Source organism: Kitasatospora sp. NPDC032757, assembly GCF_055579305.1.
In genome coordinates, this window is record NZ_JBVINN010000020.1 from 77,609 (window position 1) to 97,292 (window position 19,684).

Consider the following 19,684-nt stretch of genomic DNA (forward strand, 5'->3'; position numbering starts at 1 on the left):
GATCCTCCGGGCCGCTGCCGACGGGCAGCGGCCCGGAGCCGTCTCCGCGCCGAGTCACCGCCGGAGCCGTCACCGCCCCGACCCGTCACTGCCCGGCGGGTCGCTCCAGTGCGATCGCGGTGACGACGAGACCGCCGCGGCAGAGCCACCGGCCGCTGAACCCCTCCAGGTGCCTGCCCCCGGCGCTCACCCCCGGGACGAGCAGTCGCGCCGAGAACGTACCCGCCTCCGGATCGAAGCCCAACTCCGCCTCCGAGAAGTCGAGTTCGCGCGCCGCCAGCGGATACCAGGTCTTGAACACCGCCTCCTTGGCGCTGAACAGCAGCCGGTCCCAGCAGACGTCCGGCGCTGCGGCCGCCAGTTCGCGCAGCCGGGCGCGTTCCGCGGGCAGCGAGACGAACTCCAACAGGTCGTCCGGCAGCGGCTCGTTGGGCTCGGCGTCGATGCCCAGCCCCAGGTAGTCCGAGGCGCGGCCCACGGCGGCGGCCCGGTACCCGGCGCAGTGGGTCATGCTGCCGACGACGCCCGCCGGCCACTGCGGCGCCCCCCGCCGACCCGCCACCAGCGGCGCCGCCGCGACCCCCAGCCCGTTCAGGGCCCGCCGCGCGCACATCCGGACGGTGGCGTACTCCCGCCGCCGCTTCGGCACGGCGAGCGCGACGGCGGCGGCCTCCTGCGGGTACAGCGCGGCGAGGGCCGCCTCGTGGTCGGTGAACGCGTGCGCCGTACCGGCGGGCGGGGGTATCAGTTCCTCGATCACGACGCTTCCGCGGTCTCCTCGTTGTCACGGACGGACCCGCCCCGGAGTCTTCCGCCCGCCGTCGAGCGGCGTCAACCCCGGGACCGGCCGGGGGGACCGCGGCGCGGGCGTGGGCGCCGCGGTCCGTCGCCTCACGGAAGGGACTTCACCTCGGGCAGGCCGCGGACGCGCCAACGGGGCACGCAGGACCGAGTCTTCGACACAGGCCGCATCGCCGGTCACCCATGACGAGCTACGGGAACAGGCCGTAGAGGTCCCGCGTCAGACGAACTCCCCGCACGGTGGCGGCCTTGGGGTTCCCCTGGTTCGGTGGGGCGAGATCCACGTAGTGCCCAGGTGTCAGCGCATAGTTGTAGTCGCGCACGGTTTCCAGGTCGGCCGAGAAGCAAAGGCCGGGTTCGTCCTGGTACGTTCGACGATCCCGACGGGCGGAGGTCGAGCCGCGCCAGGCGTGATAGGTGCCGGCGATCATCGCGATGTCCTCATCGCTCAGCTCGACCGCGCTGCGGTCAGCCTCCCGGCCCAGGCGATGGGCGTCGACGAAGAGGATCTGACGCCTGCGGTCCTCGTTCTGAACCGACCTCCGTGGGGACTTGCTCTTCGACAGGACCCACAGGCAGGTGGGGATCGACGTGTTCCGGAACAGCCCTGCAGGCAGCGCCACGATGGCACCGACCAGGTCGGCCTCGATCAGTGCCTGTCGGATTCGACCTTCACCTTTCTCGAAGGGCGGCATGGATCCGCTTGGCAGGACGACACCGGCCGTGCCGTGATCGCTCAGCTTGGAGAGGACGTGCTGCAGCCATGCGTAGTTGGCGTTGTTGCCCGGCGGGACGCCGTACGTCCACCTGGGGTCGGTCTTGTCCCGTGCCCAGTCGCGGATGCCGAAGGGTGGGTGAGCCACGACGAAGTCAGCCTTGAGACCGGGATGCTTGTCGTGAGCGAGAGTGTCGCGATGGGTGTCGGCAAGGTCGGCCCGGAGGCCGTGGGCGGCGAGGTTCATCTTGGCCAGGCGCCAGGACTGGGCATTGGACTCCTGGCCGTAGAACTCGATGTCGACCGTGCGGCCACGGTGGGACTCCACGAACCTGCCGGCCTCGATCAGCATGCCTCCCACGCCGCACGCCGGGTCGTACACCGATCCCTGAAGCGGTTCGATGACCGCGGCGACCAGTCGAGAGACCGATGGAGGCGTGTAGAACTCGCCACCTCGTTTGCCGTCAGCAGCCATGAAGTAGTCGAGGGCCTGCTCGTAGGCCTTGGCCAGGCCCTTCTGCCCCGGATCGTCCTCAGCGCGGCCGAACGGGATTGCGTCGATGAGATCCATGACCTCCCTCATGCGAGCCTGGTCGAAGCCGGGATGGAAGAAGAGCGTCGGCAGGCCTCCTGCCATGAAGGGATTCTCGTTCCTGACGGCGGCCATCGCCTCCTGGAGAAGCCCGCTGACCGGCCGTGTCCTGGCCCGGTCGGAGATGTAGGACCAACGGGCGGCATCCGGGATCCACATCGTGTTGGCGTCGGCGTACGTGTTCCGGTCGTCCAAGCGCTCGTTGAGGCGATCCTCATCGATGCCCATGGCGCGGGCTTCCCGGGCCACACGGCTACGAAGCCCTTCGAAGGCATCGGACTGGTACTTCAGGAAGATCAGACCGAGGAGGACTTCCTTGGCGGGTGCCATGTCCACGAAGCCGCGGAGCTTGTCCATCGCCGCCCAGAGGGCGTCACCAACCGGGCCGGTGCGTGCATCGGGCAGCGCTGGTCCTTCGGCGGAGTTCCTCTGACGCGGTGGCATCGGGCGAGCCGTCTCCTTGAGCCGTGGGTGAGTGCAGCCGGGCCGTACGGCACAGTGCACCGTCGGTGGTGGTCCGAACGGTCGAGCGGAGCACATTGTCCCTCGGCGGTGCGTTACGGTGAGGCGGGTGACGCGGCGGAGCGGCGGTCATCGGAGGGGTACGGGGCTGCAAGGGGAGTGGGGATGACAAGTATCGGGCTGGCCGCGGCGATCGAGGGACTGCGGCAGGAGCTGTACCGGGCGCAGGATCAGGGATCCGACCAGCAGTTCGCGTTCGGAATCGTGGAGGCTCAGCTGGAGCTGCTCCTCGAACTGCGGGACAGTGGCAAGGGCGACGGCAAACTCAACTTCGGGGTGGCTGCCGTTGGTGTGGGCGGGGAGTCCACCACGGTCCGCACCCACAAGCTGACCTTGAAGCTCTCGGTCAAGGACCGTGCGGCCAACGGGACCAGCCCCGAGATCAGCGACGACGAATTCGGGTCCTTGGACGAGGAGTGAGATGGATCCGCGCAGACTGGCGCTGATTCGCAGCCGGATTGCACAGGACGCTCATCGAGTCGGCTCAGGTTACCTGATAGCCCCACGCATGGTTCTGACTGCCCGTCATGTGGTGGCCGACAAGAAGACCGGCAGGTGCTGGGCGACGATCCGGGTGAACGTGGGGCACCCCGGCCACGGCGACACCGTGAGCGTCGAGGTAGACCGTGTATGGCTGCCCCCACAGGATCTGGATGTCGCCCTCCTGCGCCTGGCCGAGGCAGTGGAGGTCCCCGGGACCGTCCTCTGGGGGTACCCCGTCGGTAGGGCTCCGCTGCGGTACGAGGGGCTGGGGTTTCCCCTTGCCAGCGCCGGCAAGGAACGTGAGGTCGAGCACCTGCGGGGTGCGCTGCCCCTGTTGTCCTCCGGATCCCGCGGTCTCTACGTGCTCGACCAGGGACCGGCCCCTGCTCCTCGCGAGGAGGGCAGGAATCCCTGGGGCGGGGCCTCCGGGGCGGCGGTATTCTGTGAGGACCATCTCATCGGCGTGGTGATCCAGGAGGACCGGTCCTACGCGGGCCGCCGGTTGCGTGCGTGTCCTGCCCACGCGTTCACGGGGAACGATGCCTTCGACGAAGCCTTCCGGACGTACGTCGGAGGGCCTCCCCGCCTGGCCGAGATCGGCGCACTGCTGCCGGAGGCCAGACCGGCGGCTGAGTTCACGCCGTTCGAGAAGGACCTCAAGCATCGGCTGTGGCCCTGGATCGCGAAATCGGACGACCGGGCCGTCCATGCCCGTGCGCTTGCCGAGCAGTTGGGATACCAGCGGATTCCGGCGCAGTACGAGCCTTCCATCGGTGACGTCGTCGGCCTACTGGCGGAGAATCCCCGTGCCCTCGCATCGCTCAGCAGCACGCTGGCCGCCACGTCACGCACCGACTCGGCGGAACGCGCCGATCTGACCGCTCTGCTCACCTGGGTTCGGGCCGCGGGTGTCTGCTCGCTGCTCTCCGTGGACGAGTACGAGGATCTCCTGGACCTGCTGCGCGGTGTCTGCAAAGAGGATCCCGCGCTGCTTCCCCGCTCGGCGCGCGAGGCCCTGCGCTATGCGCGTCTTCCGGAGACGCTCTCCCACCCGCGCTTGTCGGTCGATCATATTGACGAGATCGTCGAGGAGCTGGAGTCGATGTCCGACAGCGAACGTGTGCAGGAGGGAACGCCGGCGGTGCCGGCGCTGTTGCGGGTGGTCGAGTACGTGGCAGCGGCTGTGGGTGCCGAGCGCGGCGCCGACCTGCGTAGGTGGTCCGGGCGTGTGGCCGACCGCGTGGGCATCCACCGCTCCGCCCTCAACGAGCGCCGGGCGGACGCTGCCCAGTGGGCGGAAGGGCAGTTGTCGCCGGTGTCGCGAGTGGTGCTGGAGCTGACCAGCGATCCCGGGGCCACCGATGAGCGGTACACCTGCCGGATCCTCCTCGCCCGCCAGGACGGCACGGTCACCGTGCTTCACGAGTCACGGACGGTGTCGAGGACACCGGAGGAGGTCGCCATGTCGCTGCGGGAGGCCGTCGAGTCCGTCGTTGGTGAGCCCGGTCAGGACGACCAGGTGCCCTGGGTGACCGTGCTGGTCGACCGGCAGGGACTGCACCTGGCCGTCGACGAGTGGAGTCCGGGTGAGTCCGACACCATCCTGGCCGAGGAACCGATCGGGGCCGAGTTCCGCTTGACCCTGACCTGTCCGGAGATCAGTAGGCTCCGATCGGCTCGGCGCAGTGATCAGCGACGCCGTTGGAGGAGCGGGTCCACGATGTCACTGACTACGGACGGCAGCAGTGCCACCCGGGCGAAGCTCCAGCACCTGCTGACGACCAGCCATCGCAACGCTGCCCAGGTCGTCCTGCACGCCGCCCGGGACAAGCGGTCGGAGATGCTCTTGACCTGTCTGGCCCTCGGGGTCCCCGTGATCCTGTGGGACCGCGAGGCCGACGGCGTCGAGGACGCCCAAAGGCTGCAAGGCGTCGATCCGGGTGGCCTCCTGCCCGGTCTCCCCGAGCGGGTCCGGTCCTACCGGAGCAGGGCCTTCGTGAGTCCCGAGACAGGCCCGGCCCGCCCTTCCCTGGTGTGGGAGGACGAGCACCCGCACCCGGTGCCCGAGTCGTTGCACCTGATGGACCCCGAATAGGAGACCCCCTCTTATGACAACCACAGAGCCCCGCGCCGGCAGTGGGACCCCTGGGCCGGATAGTGGCTGGAGGCTGTTCCACGGCGACGGCGAGCCCCGCGAGGTGGCCTTCCCTCCGGCCCCGCCGTGGCGCCGGTTCTCCCCCGAGAAGGAGTCGCAGGAACAGGGCGCGGCCGGCCCTCGGCCCTACCTCATCGGCCCTGACGAGGCCGACGTCGTCAATGCCGCCCTGCACCTGCGCAGGCCCCTCCTGGTGACCGGGCACCCCGGCACCGGAAAGTCCTCCCTCGCCCACGCCCTCGCCCATGAGTTGGTCCTCGGCCGTGCCCTCCACTGGCCCGTGAACAGCCGCTCCACTCTGCAGGACGCCCTGTACCGGTACGACGCCGTCGGCCGGCTGCGCGAGGTCGGCCTGCGCCGCGACGCGGGTGGCCAGGAACCCGACATCGGCCAGTACGTGCGCCTGGGGCCCCTGGGCAACGCCCTCGTTCCGCAGGACCGGCCCAGGGTGCTGCTCATCGATGAGTTGGACAAGGGCGACGTCGACCTGCCCAATGACCTGCTCACGGTCTTCGAGGAGGGCGAGTTCGCGATCCCGGAGCTCGCCCGCCTGAGCGAGAGCCGGTCCCCGGTCCTCGTCCAGACGGACGACCTGGACCAGCCCGCACCCGTCACGCGCGGCCGGATCCGCTGCCGCGAGTTCCCCATCGTGGTGATCACCAGCAACGGTGAGCGCGACTTCCCTCCGGCGTTCCTGCGGCGCTGCGTCCGGCTCGACCTGCCCGAACCCGACGCGCAGCAGCTACGGAACATCGTCTCCGCCCACCTGGGCCGCGACGCCCTGGACGGCATTGACGACCTGCTGGAGGAGTTCCTCCACCGTCGCGCCCCCGGCGAACTCGCCACCGACCAACTCCTGAACGCCGTGTTCCTGCGCAAGGGCGGCGTGCGCCTCGACGCCGGCCGTCTCCTCGAAGCCGTCCTGCACCAACTCGGCGGAGCGGTGTGACGGCATGCTCGGGCGGATGAGGGACGTACTGGCCAGGAGCGGAGTGGAGCTCTCCGACGAGGAACTCCTCGACGTGCTCTGGCTCGCCGGAAGGGTTCCCCCGGACGCCGGGCCGCTGGCCCGGGCAGCGGTGTGCGCCACGCCCCGGGACCACTGCGACCCCCGTCCCGAGCAGGCCTGCGCCGAGCCACCGATCCCTGCCGCGGCTGCCGAACGGCCCGATCAGGAGCCACCGCAGGACGCGACGCGTGAACGTCCGCTGCAGGCGACGGCGCAAGGAGACCGACAACCTGCGCCGGTTTCGACGCCGTCTCGGGCGCACAGCGTCCGGGTTCCGGACAGCCGGCTCCTCGATGCCGGGGAGCTCCGGCTGGGCAAGGCACTCCGCCCGCTTCGGCAGCGCTTCCCCGACGACCGGCGGCACGAGCTCGACATCGCGCGGACCGTCGCGGCGATGGCTGACACCGGGCTGCCCGAGACCGCCACCCGGCCGGTCCGGACGCGTTGGCTGTCCCTGGCCCTCGTCGTCGACGACGGTGTCTCCATGATCCTCTGGCAGCGTCTCGCCTCCGAGGTGCGTCGGCTGATGGAACGTGCGGGCGCCTTCCGCGACGTGCGCGTCTACGGTCTCGACAGCCGCAGCACCCGTGCCCCGCTGCTCAGCGCTCGCCCCTACCGGAGCGGGGGGCACCGCCTGTCACCGGAGAGCGTGACCGACCCCACCGGCGGCACCCTCGTCCTGGTGATCAGCGACGGCGTCGGGAGGGCGTGGCGGGACGGCCGGATGCGCCGGGCGATCGACCTGTGGGCGAGGTGCGGCCCGACCGCGATCGTCCATGCATTGCCGGCCCGCCTCTGGCCGAGCTCGGGCATCTCCGCGCGAGGCTGGCACGTCACGTCGCACCGCCGTGGCGGTCCGGCCGCAACTTGGCGTGTCACGGACCCGGTGCTGCCGCCGGATCTGGTCGAGTTCGAGCCGGTTCCCGTGCCGGTCCTCGAACCCTCGCCCGCGGCCATCGCGGATTGGGCGCGACTGATCGCGTCGCCCGGAGCCTCTGCTCTGCTCCCGCTGTGGAGCGCGGACCGGTCTGCTACCGCCCGTCGCGCCGCCGACACCCGGCAGCCCGACGATGCGGAGGCCGTCCTGCGCTTCCGAGCTGCGGCGTCCCCCGAGGCCTACCTGCTCGCGGCGCACCTGGCGGCCGTGGCTCCGGTCACCCCGCCGGTGATGCGCCTGGTCCAGAGCGCCCTCGGGCCACCGACCGACAGTGGGCACATCGTGGAGGTGTTCCTCGGCGGCCTGATGCGGCGGGTCCGCACCGACGGGCCGGAGCCGCTGCCCCACCAGCAGCCGTTCGACTTCTCGCCGGAGACCCGCCGGATCCTCCTGGGCGCGCTCCCGTCGAAGGAACTGCTCCGGACCACGCGCGTCGTCGCGGAGCGGCTGGAGGCTTCCATCGGTCGTTCCCGGGGCTTCCCCGCCTGGGTCGGCCACCCGGACGGCACGGTCATGATCGGGAACACTGGCCGGCCCTTCGGCTGGCTGACGGACCGGCTGCTGAGCCGACTCGGTGTACTACCGGGAGGTACGGGACCGATCAGCATCGACCCGGGACGGACCGCGGCCTCGGATGACACGGATCCGACGGTCCGGCCCAGCACCACGGCAGCCGCTCCACAGGGCGCGTCGGCGCCGGCCGTTCCGGAGGGCTGGTCACCGGTCCGGCCCGACGACCCTCGTCACTTCGGACGGTACCGTCTCCACGCACGCAACAACCAGGGCTGGAACGCAGTCCGGCTGTACCTGGCGCAGGACGAGTACGGGGATGTGGTCCTGGTACGAACGTCCGCCCCGTTGTTCGACCAGGACCAGGCCATGGCCTGGGACCTCATGCGCACGGAGGCGGACTGCCTCGAGCGCATGCAGGGTACCTACGCCCCACGGCTGCTCGGCTCGAACGTGGGCGACCAGGAAGGCCCGCCATGGCTGGCCTCCTCCTTCACCCGTCGCCGTGAGGGTCCGCACACGGAGCCGGCGCCGAACCTGCGGGATGTCTTCGAGGAGAACGGAGGACTCGTCGATCCCTATCTCTTCCATCGCATCGGGCTGAACGTGGCCCGTGCGGTCGGCCGTGCGCACGGACTGGGCCTGGTACACGGATCCATCGCACCCAAGACCATCCTGGTGACCGGACAAGACGTCCAGCTGATCGGGTGGATGACCTCGTCGCGGGACGGTGTTCACAGCCCCTATCGGTTCGAGTTCACGCGGAGCCAGGTCTTTCGTGAATCAGCGGACGACCTTAACGATCCGACGAAGGAGAGCGACGTGTACGCCATGGGCGCCGTGCTCATCGCCTTCGCGACGGGCCGGTGGAGGGATCTCCAGGCCGACGTCGAGCTGCGTGAGGCGTTGGCCGGGTCGGTGGCTGACACGCTGATCGCCGAGCTGCTGTGGAGGTGCCTGGATCAGGACCCGGCCAGTCGGCCGACCGCTGACGACCTGGCCGACGCCTTCGCCTGGGATCCCGATGATCCGGCCGGACCCGAGCGTACGGCGGAAGACCTCGCCACCGCGCAGGAGGCCGTCCGTCGGCTGCGAGAGTCGGCGGCACGGCAACCGGACGCCCATCGGTCCGAGCTGGCCAGGAACCTGACTGTCATCGCCAACCATCTGAGCACCGTGGGCCAATGGGACGAAGCGCTCGCCGCTGCCGAAGAGGCCGTTGAGCTGTACCGGCAGTTGGCAAGCCAGCCGCTTCACACGTATCACAGTACGCTGGCACAGGGTTTGAACAATCTCGCCGTCTATCTCGGAGAGGTGAACCGGCCGGACGAGGCACTCGCCGCGATCAGCGAAGCCGTGGCCCTTTACCGGACGCTGCACCGACTTCACCCTGACGACTATCGGGCCGGCCTCGCGCTGACCTTGAACAATCTCTCGAACCGCCTGGGTGAGCTGGGCCGTGAGGCCGATGCTCTTGCCGCGATCTCAGAGGCCGTGAACCTTTACCGCATGCTGGTCCGGGAGGATCGCGAGCATTTCGTTCCCGCCCTCGCCAGGAGTCTGAACAATCTCTCGAACCGCCTGGGTGAACTGGGCCGGGGTGAGGAAGCCCTCGGCGCCATCAGGGAGGCCGTCGTTTTGTATCGGGAAGCGGTCCTGAGGGATCCCGAGGCCATGTTGTCGCACTTTGCCACGAGCCTCGGCAACCTGGCTGTGAACCTGGGCCGCTCGGGCTGTCGGGAAGAGGCTCTTTCAGCGCTTGCCGAAAGCATGGAGATCCGGAACACCCTGACCGGCCGGCCGCGCGATGTGGTCGATGGGGACCTCGACCTGTCGGAGCGGCTGACGTCCTGGCTGCTCGATGAGGCCTGAGGCCTGCTGCAGGAGGTCAGGGCGTTTTCTGGGAGCCCTGGGCTGTCGTGGCGGCCGTGGCCGTTGACAGGGGAGTCACTGGGCGCAACTGTCGCGCCGCCGCCTTCTCGGTGCGCCATCTGGTGCGCGGTGTCGTGCCGCCGTACGGTCGGTCGGCGTGACGCTCGACCAAGCGAACGTGAACCGGATCTTCCTCCCCGGGACCTATGCCGACGGGGTGCCGTACGGGCTCTTCCGGGAGCTGCGAACGGCCGCCCCGGTGTGGTGGGTCGAGGAGCCGGTGGTGGGCAACTGGCCCGCCGGGCCCGGCTACTGGGCGGTGCTGCGGCACGCGGACGTGAAGCACGTGCTGCGCAGCCCCGAACTGTTCTCCTCGCACCTGGGCGCGACCCAGATCCGGGACCCGGACTCCGCCACGGACCTCGACTTCGCCCGGACGATGATGCTCAACCAGGACCCGCCCGACCACTCCCGGCTGCGCCGCATCGTCGCGGGGGCGTTCACTCCGCGCGCCCTGCGCGAGTTGGCCGCCGGCATCGAGCAGCACGCGGCGGACGCCGTCCGGCAGGTGCGTGCGCAGGGTGAGACGGACGCCGTCCGGCTCGTCGCCGACCTGCCCGTGCGGACGCTCGCCTGGATCATGGGGGTGCCGGAGCAGGACCGGCAGCTGCTGCAGGACTGGGCGAACCGGGTGATCGGCTACCAGGACGCCGACTACGCCGACTCCAGCACCACCGACCCGGCCCGCCTCACCGACCTCGGCCGGGCCGCGCTCGCCCACCGCCCCACCACCTGGACCACCCCGGACGGCCGCCCCGTCAACCCCCGCTCCCGCGCCGCCCTCGCCGACATGTTCGCCTACGCCCACGCCCTCGCCGAACGGCCCCGCCCCGGCAGCCTGTTGGCCCGGATGCGGGAGAGCGGGCTGAGCGCCGCGGAGTTCGAGACGATGTTCTTCCTGTTCGCGGTCGCAGGTAATGAGACGGTCCGCAACGCCCTGCCGGGGGGCCTGCATTCGCTGCTGACCCACCCTGAGCAGTACTGGCTGCTGCTGAAGCGACCGGAGCTGACCGCCCCGGCCGTCGAGGAGATGCTGCGCTACTGGCCGCCCGTGCTGGACTTCCGGCGCACCGCCACCCTGGACGTAGAGCTGGGAGGCCGGCGGATCCGGCGCGGGGAGAAGGTGGTGATCTACCACGCCTCCGCGAACCGGGACGAGAGCGTCTTCGCCGACCCGGACCGCTTCGACCTCACCCGCACCCCGAACGACCACGTCAGCTTCGGCCACGGCCCGCACTTCTGCGTCGGCGCGCAGCTGGCGCGCCTGCAGATGACGGCGATGCTGCGGCACGTCGTCACCGGACTGCCGGGGCTGGCGTTGGTCCCGGGCGCGGCGCCCGACCGGATGGTGTCGAACTTCCAGAACGGTCTCAAGCAACTGCGGGTGCGGTGGCGGCAGTCCGGCTGAGTGCTCAGGCCCGGAGGTGGCCGGGGGAGAGCGCGGCGTCCGCGGCGTCGAGGATGGTGCGGAAGGCGCGGGTGATGAGCGGCCGGGCGAGCAGGCGGGTCAGCGGGGCGCCGAGCAGGGGGAGGGGGATCTCGGCGCGGGTGGTCCACCGGACGTGGGTGCCGCCGGCGACCTCGGTGAAGGTCATGCGGCCGAGTTCGTGGCGGGACGGCGGCAGGCTCCGTTCGACGACGTACTCGGTGGCGTACGGCGGGTCGTAGTGGGTGATGCGCTCGCTGAACCAGCCGATGAGCCAGAGGTGGCTGCGGACGGCGCCGACGCCGTAGGGCGCGTCCTGGCCGCGCCGTGCCAGGCGGCAGCGCAGCACCAGCGGTGAGGCCGTGTAGTTGGTGGTCGTGGTGAGCCAGGTGAACACGTCGTCGACGGGGGCGTGGATGACGCGTTCGACGGTCATGGTTTCCATGGTGGCTGTCCTCCTCGGCCGGGCGGGCGGGGCGCCGGGTCCTCTTCCGGGCGCGGCAGGGAGACGACCCGCACCGGTGAAGCGTGACCGCCCTTCGCCGTGACGTGCGCCATAGTCGCGAGGCCCTCCCGTCCGTGGGGCGGTTCCCGGGTAGGGTCTGGCTCTGTGCCGAGTTCAGCGTGTTGCATCGGTCTGCGGCGGTACGGCGTGGTTCTGTTCCGGGCCATGAGCGATCAACTGCGGGGGCGCACGTCCCGCTTCGGAGTCTGGTATCTGCGCCGCTGTGAGCCCGACCGGGTGGTGCCGTTGTACGCCTTTGACCCGGTGCTGGCCGGTCTGCCGAGCTTGCGGGAATTCGCGGACGGCCACGGGACTCGCACGGGCCAGGAATTCCTGATCAATTCCGACGGGCGCGTCATTTCCGAGGTCAATTCGTTCTTCGGGTCGTTGCGGATGCGGAACCGGTCGGCGGGGACCCGGGAGAAGTACGGGTACGTGTTGTGCACGTGGCTGGGCTTCCTCGATGCGGTGGGGGGCCGCTGGGACTCCGCCAGCGCGGAGGACGTTGAGGGCTTCAAGTTCTGGCGGATGACGGACGAGTCGAGTCCGGAGCGGGTGGCTGGTGGGACCGTGTCGGACAACCTGGACGCGGTCAACGCCTTCTACGACTGGGCCGCTCCCCGTTTCGGAGTGTGCAATCCGGTGATCCGGCTGGTGCGCCAGCGGAGTTCGTCCTATACGGGTGCTGCCGGTTTTGAGGCCGCACCGCAGGTGGTGCGTGACCGGGATGTGAAGTGGCTCGATCCGGGCGGCTACGCCTTGTGGCGGGACGTGGGGCTGCGGGGCCTGGACCGTGAGGGACGGGAGGTATCGGGGTGGCGGGGCCGTAACAGCCAGCGGGACTGCGCGTTCGCGGACGGCCTGTACGGCTCCGGGTTGCGGCTGACGGAGTGGGCCAGCACCTTGATGCTCGAAGTGCCCGGCGAGAGTGTCAGCCGCAACTACTCCACGTGCCGGCTGGCGTCGGCCTGCGCGAAGGGCGGCCGGGGGCGGCGTTTTTGGATGCCGCACGGTGCTGGCCGACGCGCTCGGCTATTGCGAGGGCGAGCGAGCCGCAGCGGTACGCCGCGCCCAGCGGGCCGGCCGCTACGAGCGGCTGGCCGAGGTCCTGATGCTGCACCGGGTGCTGGGCCGGCGGCGCCTGCAGCTGGTCGACGCCACGGGAACGCTGATGCAGGTGCCGCTGGACGCGCTGACGCCGCAGGTCTGCAGGCGGATCTTCCTGGACACCCCGGCGGGGCTGGCTCCGGCGGGGTGTGGCTGAACGAGGACGGGCTGCCCCGGGCCCCGCGCGGCTGGCAGCACACCTTCGACACCGCCAACGAGCGGGTAGCCCGCGTCGGGCTGGGAGGGGTGGCGGCAAAAGGGCCTGTCCAAGCAGGTCCTGCAGCTGTGGTGCCGCTACTGGCCGAGCGGGGCATCACCCTCTCCCGCGAGCAGGTCTTCCGGCTGGTCACCCAGCCCCCGCAGCGGCTGTCGATGGACGTCCTGGCGGCCCTGTGCGACATCCTCGCCTGCCAGCCGAACGATCTGATCGAGGTTCAGGTCGTCAACGAGGAAGTCCGCAAGACCGCCGGCGGAGAGACACCCGGACCGCTTCCGGCCGTGCGCCGGACCTCCATCCGGCGCCCGGAGGGCCTGTGACCGAGCCCTCACCGACCGCGCCGTCGGTCGTCGCCCGCCTGGCAGCCCAGGCCGCGCGGCTGGATGCCGCAACCTCCGCTGTCACCACCAGGCTCACCGCGGCTCTGCCTGGCCTCGACTCCGAGGAGGCTGCGGCCGCACTGGTGGTCGCGGTGCCGATCCCCGTGCGCGGGGCGGCCCGCTACCTGGAAGAGCTCGCCGAGCACCTGGCCGACCATCCCCAGGCCCTGATCTCCGAAAGTTCGCTCTGTCCGCCGGTCCTGCTGCGGCTGACCCAGGTGCTGCACGAGGGCGGCCATCCGGTGGTCCGCCCCGGCTGCGCGCACTGCGGCACGGTCCGGACCGACCTTCGCCAGCTACGGCCCGAGGGACGACTCTGCGCGACCTGCGACGCCAAGAGCCGCCGCGCTACCTGCGCACGCTGCCACCGCGAGGGCATGCGGATCACCGCCCGCCGCCCCGAAGGCGGAATCTGCTCGGCCTGCTACCACAAGGACCCCGCCCGCCTGGAGGAGTGCGCTGACGTCGGCCTCAGCGGGAAGGTCAAGGCCGAGAGTAGCGGCCGCTCGGGCCCGCCGAACTGCCAGGTCGGGCATGTCCTCCACGTACTCGGCGGCCAGCTCACCGCTCTCCTCCGCGGTGAACGCTCGGCAGTCGCGCCACCAGGGCACGACCAGGAGGAGCCGCAGGAGTTCCGGCAGGCCGATCGCGACCAGAGCCGCGCCACCTTCGGAATCCGCGTACAGGACCGGACGTTCCTCCCCGCCGTCGCCGCAGAAGAAGTACGTGCCCCCTGCTCCATCACCCGCGAAGCCCTCCAGAGCCGCGCCCGACGCGAGGTGGACGTCCTCGCCGTGGTCTCCCCGGTCGAGGTCAAAGTCGCCAGGTTAGGCGAGGAAGCGGGCAGCGTCTGCGTGCTCGAGGATGGCGGTGATCAGCGATTGCATGCGCCGCACCATAGCGGCCGGGAACGACACTCACGCGCTCGCCAGCAACACACCGACCGGTGTGTATGGCGGTGAGGATCAAGACATCAGGCGGATGTTGGGGGACTGCGCGCTGGTGGCGAGGGGGTGAGCACAGTGGGTACAGGTTTGGCTCACGGGGCGAACCATATTGCTCTGGATACTGAACGCTTCGGTCTGCTGCGATTCTGGACAGCGGTATCCCAGGTACAGCCGGACCCATGGCGCGCGCGTCAGCGCGGTTGCTGGCTCGTCCCGCTTGGTGTCATGGAACGGCGCCCACCAGTAGTCGACGACGGCCCGGAGTGCCGTCCGCTCCCGCTCGTCGGTGACGTCGAAGGCGGCAACGCGACCCGCAGCCGGATGCTCCGCTCTCTGACTACCTGAACATACCGCGCATTCCTCGCCAAATCGGAGGTGAGTAGTGCGCCCGGTGCGCTTACAGATGAAGCAGTCCAAGCTCAGGTCCAGCTTCTTCTGCCAGTGGAGGTTGTGGAGGACCTCACCTCGGAGAGGCACTGTCAGTTCGGCGGTGATCTCAATAGTTCGCAGCATTGTGCGACTTTCGCAGACGGGTGCTTCGGGGCACCGTTGCGGTCACCGCCCAACGGATCATCGTCGCGGACCGGTCCGGGCAGGCTCTGTCCGGCGGATCAAGGCGGCATAGGCTCCAGGGCATGCACAGCACCCTGACGGAGCACGCCCGATGTCTCTACGGGGACGAGTATCGACCTGCGCCGAAGTGCGACGGCGACCACCAGGAGTACTACTTCGTCGAAGAGCTGACCTTCGCTGACGCAGATTCGATCCTCGCCATGCTGCGTGAGCTGAGCCCGCACGTCGTCGACGGCCATCTGCCGGTCTGGGTCCGCAACCTCGCCTACCGTCTGGTGCTCCTGCAGCGGCCGGACGAGCCGACGCTGCTGCGAGAGGCCGCCGAAAACCTCTGGCTGCATGGACCGGACTGGGACGACATCGCAGCAGACCTGAAGCGGCGGGCCGACTCGCTGGAACCGGGCTGAGCCGGACGAGCTCTGGCGAGGATCATGTGGGAGAGGTGGGAATAGTGCACAGTCGGAATAACCCCCTCCCGCCAGTAAGGCTCAATCTCGAACGCGGCTGCATCGAACACGACCCGGTCACCGGCCTGATCCTGCTGCGCGGCAAACACTGGAAAGGCGTCCGCCACCCCGACGGCGCCTCTCGCGCCGAAGGGGAACAGCGAACCGACCCCTGGGTGGTCACCGCCCCGGTCTCCACTGCCGTCACCGTGCTCCAACGCAATCTGGAGATGGCCTCCAGGCCCGGGGCGCACTGAACAGCCCGTCACTTGCCGAGGAGATCCTCGATCGCCTGAAGCACGGCATCTGGACGGCGGAAGTGGAACGTGGCGTGCCCAGCGCCGTCCACGAGGCGGATCTCGCCGCGTGGAACGGACGCGGCCATCGCCGTGTAGAGCTTCCGCTTGCCGTCGATCTCCTCACGCATCAGCGATTCGGGGGTGTCCTGGGAGACGGCCGCTTTGAAAGAATCGACCGCCATGGAGGACAGAACGATCAACGGAACATCGGGCAGGGGCCCGGCATCCCGCATCTCGGCATAGAGCTCCTTCACATTCTTGGCCTCCTGGAAGCCGACCCGCAGCCAGCCCGGGCTGACGTGCCGGTCAATGAGGAGGTCGCGAAGCTGCTGCGGCCAGTCGGCCAGCTCCTGGGCGAACAGACCGCGGTAGAGCTGAATGACTTCGTCGGGCAACTCGTCGGGCATTGCCTGGTCGGGATCCCAAGCCTCCCACTGATCAACCAGTTGCCGCGGCATGTAGGCGTTGTAGTCCTCGTGCGCGGGATCGAGCAGGACCAGGGCGGCCACCTGGCCCGGAAAGCGTGTCGCGTAGTGGCGGGCGTACAGACCACCGAGGGAGTGGCCGACCAGCAGATAGGGCGCCGGAATAGCGGCGGCCCGAAGCAGTTGGCGCAGCTCGTCAGTCACCTCGGCGGAGCTGCGGGGCAGTTCGACTCTGCTGCTCCAGCCCGTTCCGGCCCGGTCGTAGACCACGCTCGTGGTGAGCTGGGCAGCTCGCTCATGGACGTTCCAGTAGTCGAGGCCGACCGCGCCGCCGCCGGCGAGGAACACCACCGACGGGCCCCCACTGCCAGAACGGTGCAGGTAAAGCCTGCGGCCTTCTACCTCGTGGTACTGCCCGAGCGGAGGCGCCATCTCGGCTGTCTCGACGGATCGGGCTCCGGAAGGATGGTCTGCCATCGTTGCTTCCCCTGCCATCGACGTGTGTTCCCAGTTTTGGGAACGGTACCAGATGTGGGATCGTCGACCCGTGGACACTTTGGAGCTTCTCTTGCACCCGGTCAGGGTGCGCATCGTGCACGCCATGTCCGGCGGGCGTACGCGCACCACCGCCGACCTGTGCGCGAGCCTTCCCGATGTCCCCAAGACCACCCTGTACCGGCACGTCGGCCTGCTGGCCGAGGCCGGAGTGCTCGAAGTCGTCAGCGAGCAGCGGGTCCATGGCGCCGTCGAACGCCACTACCGCCTGCGCCGCGAGCGGGCAACGATCGATGCCGATGCCGCGGCGTCGATGTCACTGGAAGACCACCGTCACGGATTCACTGCGGCCCTGGCCGCGCTGCACGCCGAATTCAACGCCTACCTCAACCGGGATCATGCCGACCCGACAGCCGACTCGGTGGGCTACATCCAGGTCCCGCTCTGGCTCAGCAAGGACGAACTCGCCGAACTCGTCGACGAGATGCGCAGCGCCATCATGTCCAGGGTGGAAAACAAACCCGCGCCGGATCGCAGCCTTCATCTGCTGAGCCCGATCTTGTTCCCGATGGAGGAACGGCCACACCAGGGCTGACGGAGAGGATTCCTGACCAGCGGCCTCTTCGCGCTGCGGGAAACGATCACACTGCGGATGCGAAGCGATCTTCAGCCCTCTCCCGACACCACAGGTCACTCCCACTCGTGAACACCCCGCGCCGCGGAGCCGAGGCGTGGATACAACAGCCCCGAATGGGTGACAGAGGCGCAGGAATTCACTCAACCGGTTTTCTGGAAAAGTCAAGTGATCATGCGTCAATTCTTTTCCCGAGGTCTGCACTCCTCCGGTCGTGGTCGGCGGGCCGTGGCTGTCCGGTGCCGCGGCGGGGCGGACGGACCGCCGGTGGGCGGCTGACCGGCGAGGTGTGCAGACCCCGGCCGACCGGTCTGACCGACCTTCACTTTGCCGACCTGCGGCGGCAGTAGCTCTCGAGGCCAGGGTGCGAGACGTAAGTCAAGCCTTACTTTCGAAGAGGTTTGGCCGCATAGTGGTGGCTCGAACTTGAGAGGGGCCCTGTTTTGTCGCAGGTCAACGATGGTGCCGCGGGTGTCGTGGAAGCGGAGCGGGCCGAGGTGTCCGCCGTGTACGGGCTGCTCGAGGAGCGGCTCGCCGGTGCGCGGGCGGAGCTGGTCCAGGTGCTGGCGGCGCCGGCCGAAGGTGCGAGCGAGTCGTACGAGCGGGAGCTCGCCGCCGGGCGGCTGACGAGCGAGGTGCGCCGGCTGGAGGGGGCGCGGGAGGGGCTGGTCTTCGGCCGGATCGACGCCGGGGACGGCTTCTCCCTGCGGATCGGCCGGATCGGCCTGCACGTGGACGAGACCGACCTGCCGCTGCTGGTGGACTGGCGCGCGGACGCCGCCCGCCCGTTCTACGAGGCGACCGCCGTCCACCCGATGGGCCTGCGGCGCCGGCGTCACCTGCGGATGGCGCAGGGCTCGGTCGTCGGCGTGAGCGACGAGCTGTTGGACGGCTCCGCCCCCACCGACGAGGACGTCGTCGGCGACAGCCCGTTGGCCGAGGCCCTCCAGGCGCGGCGCACCGGCCGGATGGGCGCGGCGGTCGCCACCCTTCAGGCCGAGCAGGACGCCATCGTGCGGTCCCGGCACCGGGGGGTGACGGTGGTTCAGGGCGGGCCCGGCACCGGAAAGACGGTGGTCGCGCTGCACCGGGCCGCCTACGTGCTGTACGCGTTCCCGAAGGCCGCCGAGCGCGGCGTGCTGGTGCTCGGGCCGAACGCGCGGTTCCTCGACTACATCTCCCAGGTGCTGCCCTCGCTCGGCGAGAACGACGTGGTGCTGGCGACCTGCGCGGAACTGGCCGGCGTCGAGCCCGGCGCCGTGGAGCCGGCCGGTGCGGCGCGCCTGAAGGGCGGCGCGGTGCTGGCCGAGGCCCTGGCGGGCCTGGTGCGCGCGCGGCAGGCACCGGAGGGCGGGTTCGCCGTGCGGGCGGGCCAGGAGTGGGTGCAGCTGGACGACGACGAGGTGGCCAGGGCCAGGGACGCGGCCGCCCGCCTCGACCTGGGCCACAACCGCGCCCGCCAGGTGTTCAAGGAGCTCCTGGCCGACGCCGTCACGGACGCGATGGAGCGCGGCGCCCTGGAGGCGCTGGAACTCATCGACGCCCAGGTGGCCCAGCTCACCGGCATCGACCTCGACCGCGTCGCCGCCTCGGACCTGCGCCGCCTCGGCCTGGAGGGCGCGCCCGCCCCGGACCCCCAGGACGAGTTCGACGCGGACGCCGTCCGGGCCGGCCTGCTGGACGATCTCGGTGTCGAGCGGGCGGTGGAGGAGCTCTGGCCGCACCTGCTGCCCGAGGACGTCGTCCGCGACCTGCTGGGCAGTGCCGACCTGCTCGCCCGGTACCTGCCGCAGCTGACCGACGAGGAGCGGGCCGGTCTGCTGCGCGCCCCGGACGCCCCGTGGACCGACGCCGACGTGCCGCTCCTGGATGAGGCGGCCGCCCTGGTCCACGGCGCGCCGGAGCGGGTGTACGGGCACGTGGTCGTCGACGAGGCGCAGGAGTACACCGCCATGCAGTGGCGGATGGTCGGCCGCCGGTGCCCGGCCAGGTCGATGACGCTGGTCGGCGACTTCGCCCAGGCCGGCCCGGCGACGACCGCGCGCGGCTGGGAGGAGGCGCTGGCCCCGCAGTTCGGCACGCGGTTCGCCCTGCACACCCTGACCGTCAGCTACCGCACCACCGAGGAGATCCTGGCCGCCACCCGGGAGCTGCTCGCCGGGATCGCCCCCGGCCAGACCCCGAGCCGCTCGATCCGCCACGGCGAGGCGCCCCGCACCCTCACCACCGCTCCGGACGCCCTCACCGCCGCGCTCGCCGCGGAGCTGGACGCCCAGGCGCTGGCGCACCCCGGCGAACTGGCCGGCGTGATCTGTGCGGACGCCAGGATCCCGGAGCTGGCCGCCGCGGGGATCGCCGACCGGGCGCGTCTGGTCCCGGCCTCCCAGGCGCGCGGCCTGGAGTTCGACACCGTCCTGGTCGTCGATCCCGTGGAGATCACCGCGGCCCGCCCGGGCGGCGAACGGGATCTCTACGTCGCCCTGACCCGGCCCACCAAGCGGCTCTGCACGGTCACCGTCACGCCTGCGTGACCCGCCCCGGTGTGACGGAGCGCCGTAGTTTGCGAGTGATCGT

At 70.2% G+C, this 19,684-nt stretch carries 16 protein-coding genes; 11 read left to right on the forward strand and 5 right to left on the reverse strand.

The genetic code is table 11. The annotated features are described in order from the left end of the window. Positions 1 to 85: 85 nt before the first annotated feature. Positions 86 to 760 carry a 4'-phosphopantetheinyl transferase family protein gene (locus tag ACZ5WK_RS22225; RefSeq protein ID WP_465549242.1) on the reverse strand — a complete coding sequence of 225 codons (675 nt, stop codon included), beginning with the start codon at positions 758 to 760 and terminating at the stop codon, positions 86 to 88. Between the two features lie 232 nt (positions 761 to 992). Continuing rightward, positions 993 to 2,552 carry a type I restriction-modification system subunit M gene (locus ACZ5WK_RS22230; RefSeq protein ID WP_465549244.1) on the reverse strand — a complete coding sequence of 520 codons (1,560 nt, stop codon included), beginning with the start codon at positions 2,550 to 2,552 and terminating at the stop codon, positions 993 to 995. Between the two features lie 183 nt (positions 2,553 to 2,735). Here ACZ5WK_RS22230 and ACZ5WK_RS22235 point away from each other — a divergent pair, with 183 nt between their 5' ends. From ACZ5WK_RS22235 to ACZ5WK_RS22255, 5 genes are all read left to right on the forward strand, one after another. Beyond that, positions 2,736 to 3,050 (forward strand): trypco2 family protein, encoded by a 315-nt coding sequence (locus ACZ5WK_RS22235; protein WP_465549246.1) that lies wholly within the window; start codon positions 2,736 to 2,738, stop codon positions 3,048 to 3,050. A gap of 1 nt (position 3,051) precedes the next feature. Further along, on the forward strand, positions 3,052 to 5,208 hold the full coding sequence (locus ACZ5WK_RS22240; RefSeq protein ID WP_465549248.1) for a VMAP-C domain-containing protein: 2,157 nt from the start codon (positions 3,052 to 3,054) through the stop codon (positions 5,206 to 5,208). A 13-nt stretch (positions 5,209 to 5,221) separates the two neighbouring features. Beyond that, on the forward strand, positions 5,222 to 6,217 hold the full coding sequence (locus ACZ5WK_RS22245; protein WP_465549250.1) for an AAA family ATPase: 996 nt from the start codon (positions 5,222 to 5,224) through the stop codon (positions 6,215 to 6,217). A 43-nt stretch (positions 6,218 to 6,260) separates the two neighbouring features. Beyond that, a complete protein-coding gene (locus ACZ5WK_RS22250; protein ID WP_465549252.1) occupies positions 6,261 to 9,596 on the forward strand; it encodes an SAV_2336 N-terminal domain-related protein in 3,336 nt (1,111 codons plus the stop codon). 157 nt (positions 9,597 to 9,753) lie between these two features. Next, positions 9,754 to 11,064 carry a cytochrome P450 gene (locus tag ACZ5WK_RS22255; protein WP_465549255.1) on the forward strand — a complete coding sequence of 437 codons (1,311 nt, stop codon included), beginning with the start codon at positions 9,754 to 9,756 and terminating at the stop codon, positions 11,062 to 11,064. A 4-nt stretch (positions 11,065 to 11,068) separates the two neighbouring features. On the opposite strand, the gene ACZ5WK_RS22260 is transcribed toward ACZ5WK_RS22255, so the two are convergent. Continuing rightward, positions 11,069 to 11,527 (reverse strand): SRPBCC family protein, encoded by a 459-nt coding sequence (locus ACZ5WK_RS22260; protein WP_465549257.1) that lies wholly within the window; start codon positions 11,525 to 11,527, stop codon positions 11,069 to 11,071. 1,404 nt (positions 11,528 to 12,931) lie between these two features. On the opposite strand from ACZ5WK_RS22260, the gene ACZ5WK_RS22265 reads away from it, so the two are divergent. Both ACZ5WK_RS22265 and ACZ5WK_RS22270 read left to right on the forward strand, forming a co-directional pair. Continuing rightward, entirely contained in the window at positions 12,932 to 13,231 is a 300-nt protein-coding gene (locus tag ACZ5WK_RS22265; RefSeq protein WP_465549326.1) for a helix-turn-helix domain-containing protein, read from the forward strand. After that, complete coding sequence (locus ACZ5WK_RS22270; protein WP_465549259.1) at positions 13,228 to 14,253, forward strand: hypothetical protein; 1,026 nt, start codon at positions 13,228 to 13,230, stop codon at positions 14,251 to 14,253. Before ACZ5WK_RS22265 ends, ACZ5WK_RS22270 begins: the two co-directional genes overlap by 4 nt. 3 nt (positions 14,254 to 14,256) lie before the next feature. Here ACZ5WK_RS22270 and ACZ5WK_RS22275 read toward each other — a convergent pair whose 3' ends face one another. Next, positions 14,257 to 14,751 (reverse strand): hypothetical protein, encoded by a 495-nt coding sequence (locus ACZ5WK_RS22275; protein ID WP_465549261.1) that lies wholly within the window; start codon positions 14,749 to 14,751, stop codon positions 14,257 to 14,259. A gap of 122 nt (positions 14,752 to 14,873) precedes the next feature. Between ACZ5WK_RS22275 and ACZ5WK_RS22280 the strand changes: the two genes are divergently transcribed. After that, entirely contained in the window at positions 14,874 to 15,218 is a 345-nt protein-coding gene (locus ACZ5WK_RS22280; protein ID WP_465549263.1) for a hypothetical protein, read from the forward strand. Between the two features lie 44 nt (positions 15,219 to 15,262). Then, positions 15,263 to 15,514: a hypothetical protein gene (locus ACZ5WK_RS22285; protein ID WP_465549265.1), complete on the forward strand. Its 252-nt coding sequence runs from the start codon at positions 15,263 to 15,265 to the stop codon at positions 15,512 to 15,514. 8 nt (positions 15,515 to 15,522) lie between these two features. Here the strand turns inward: ACZ5WK_RS22285 and ACZ5WK_RS22290 are convergent, their stop codons facing one another. Next, positions 15,523 to 16,332: an alpha/beta fold hydrolase gene (locus tag ACZ5WK_RS22290; RefSeq protein ID WP_465549268.1), complete on the reverse strand. Its 810-nt coding sequence runs from the start codon at positions 16,330 to 16,332 to the stop codon at positions 15,523 to 15,525. 196 nt (positions 16,333 to 16,528) lie between these two features. Here ACZ5WK_RS22290 and ACZ5WK_RS22295 point away from each other — a divergent pair, with 196 nt between their 5' ends. Further along, positions 16,529 to 17,071 (forward strand): helix-turn-helix domain-containing protein, encoded by a 543-nt coding sequence (locus ACZ5WK_RS22295; protein WP_465549270.1) that lies wholly within the window; start codon positions 16,529 to 16,531, stop codon positions 17,069 to 17,071. A gap of 482 nt (positions 17,072 to 17,553) precedes the next feature. Further along, positions 17,554 to 19,641, forward strand: coding sequence for a HelD family protein (locus tag ACZ5WK_RS22300; protein ID WP_465549271.1), 2,088 nt, complete (start codon positions 17,554 to 17,556; stop codon positions 19,639 to 19,641). Positions 19,642 to 19,684 lie beyond the last annotated feature (43 nt).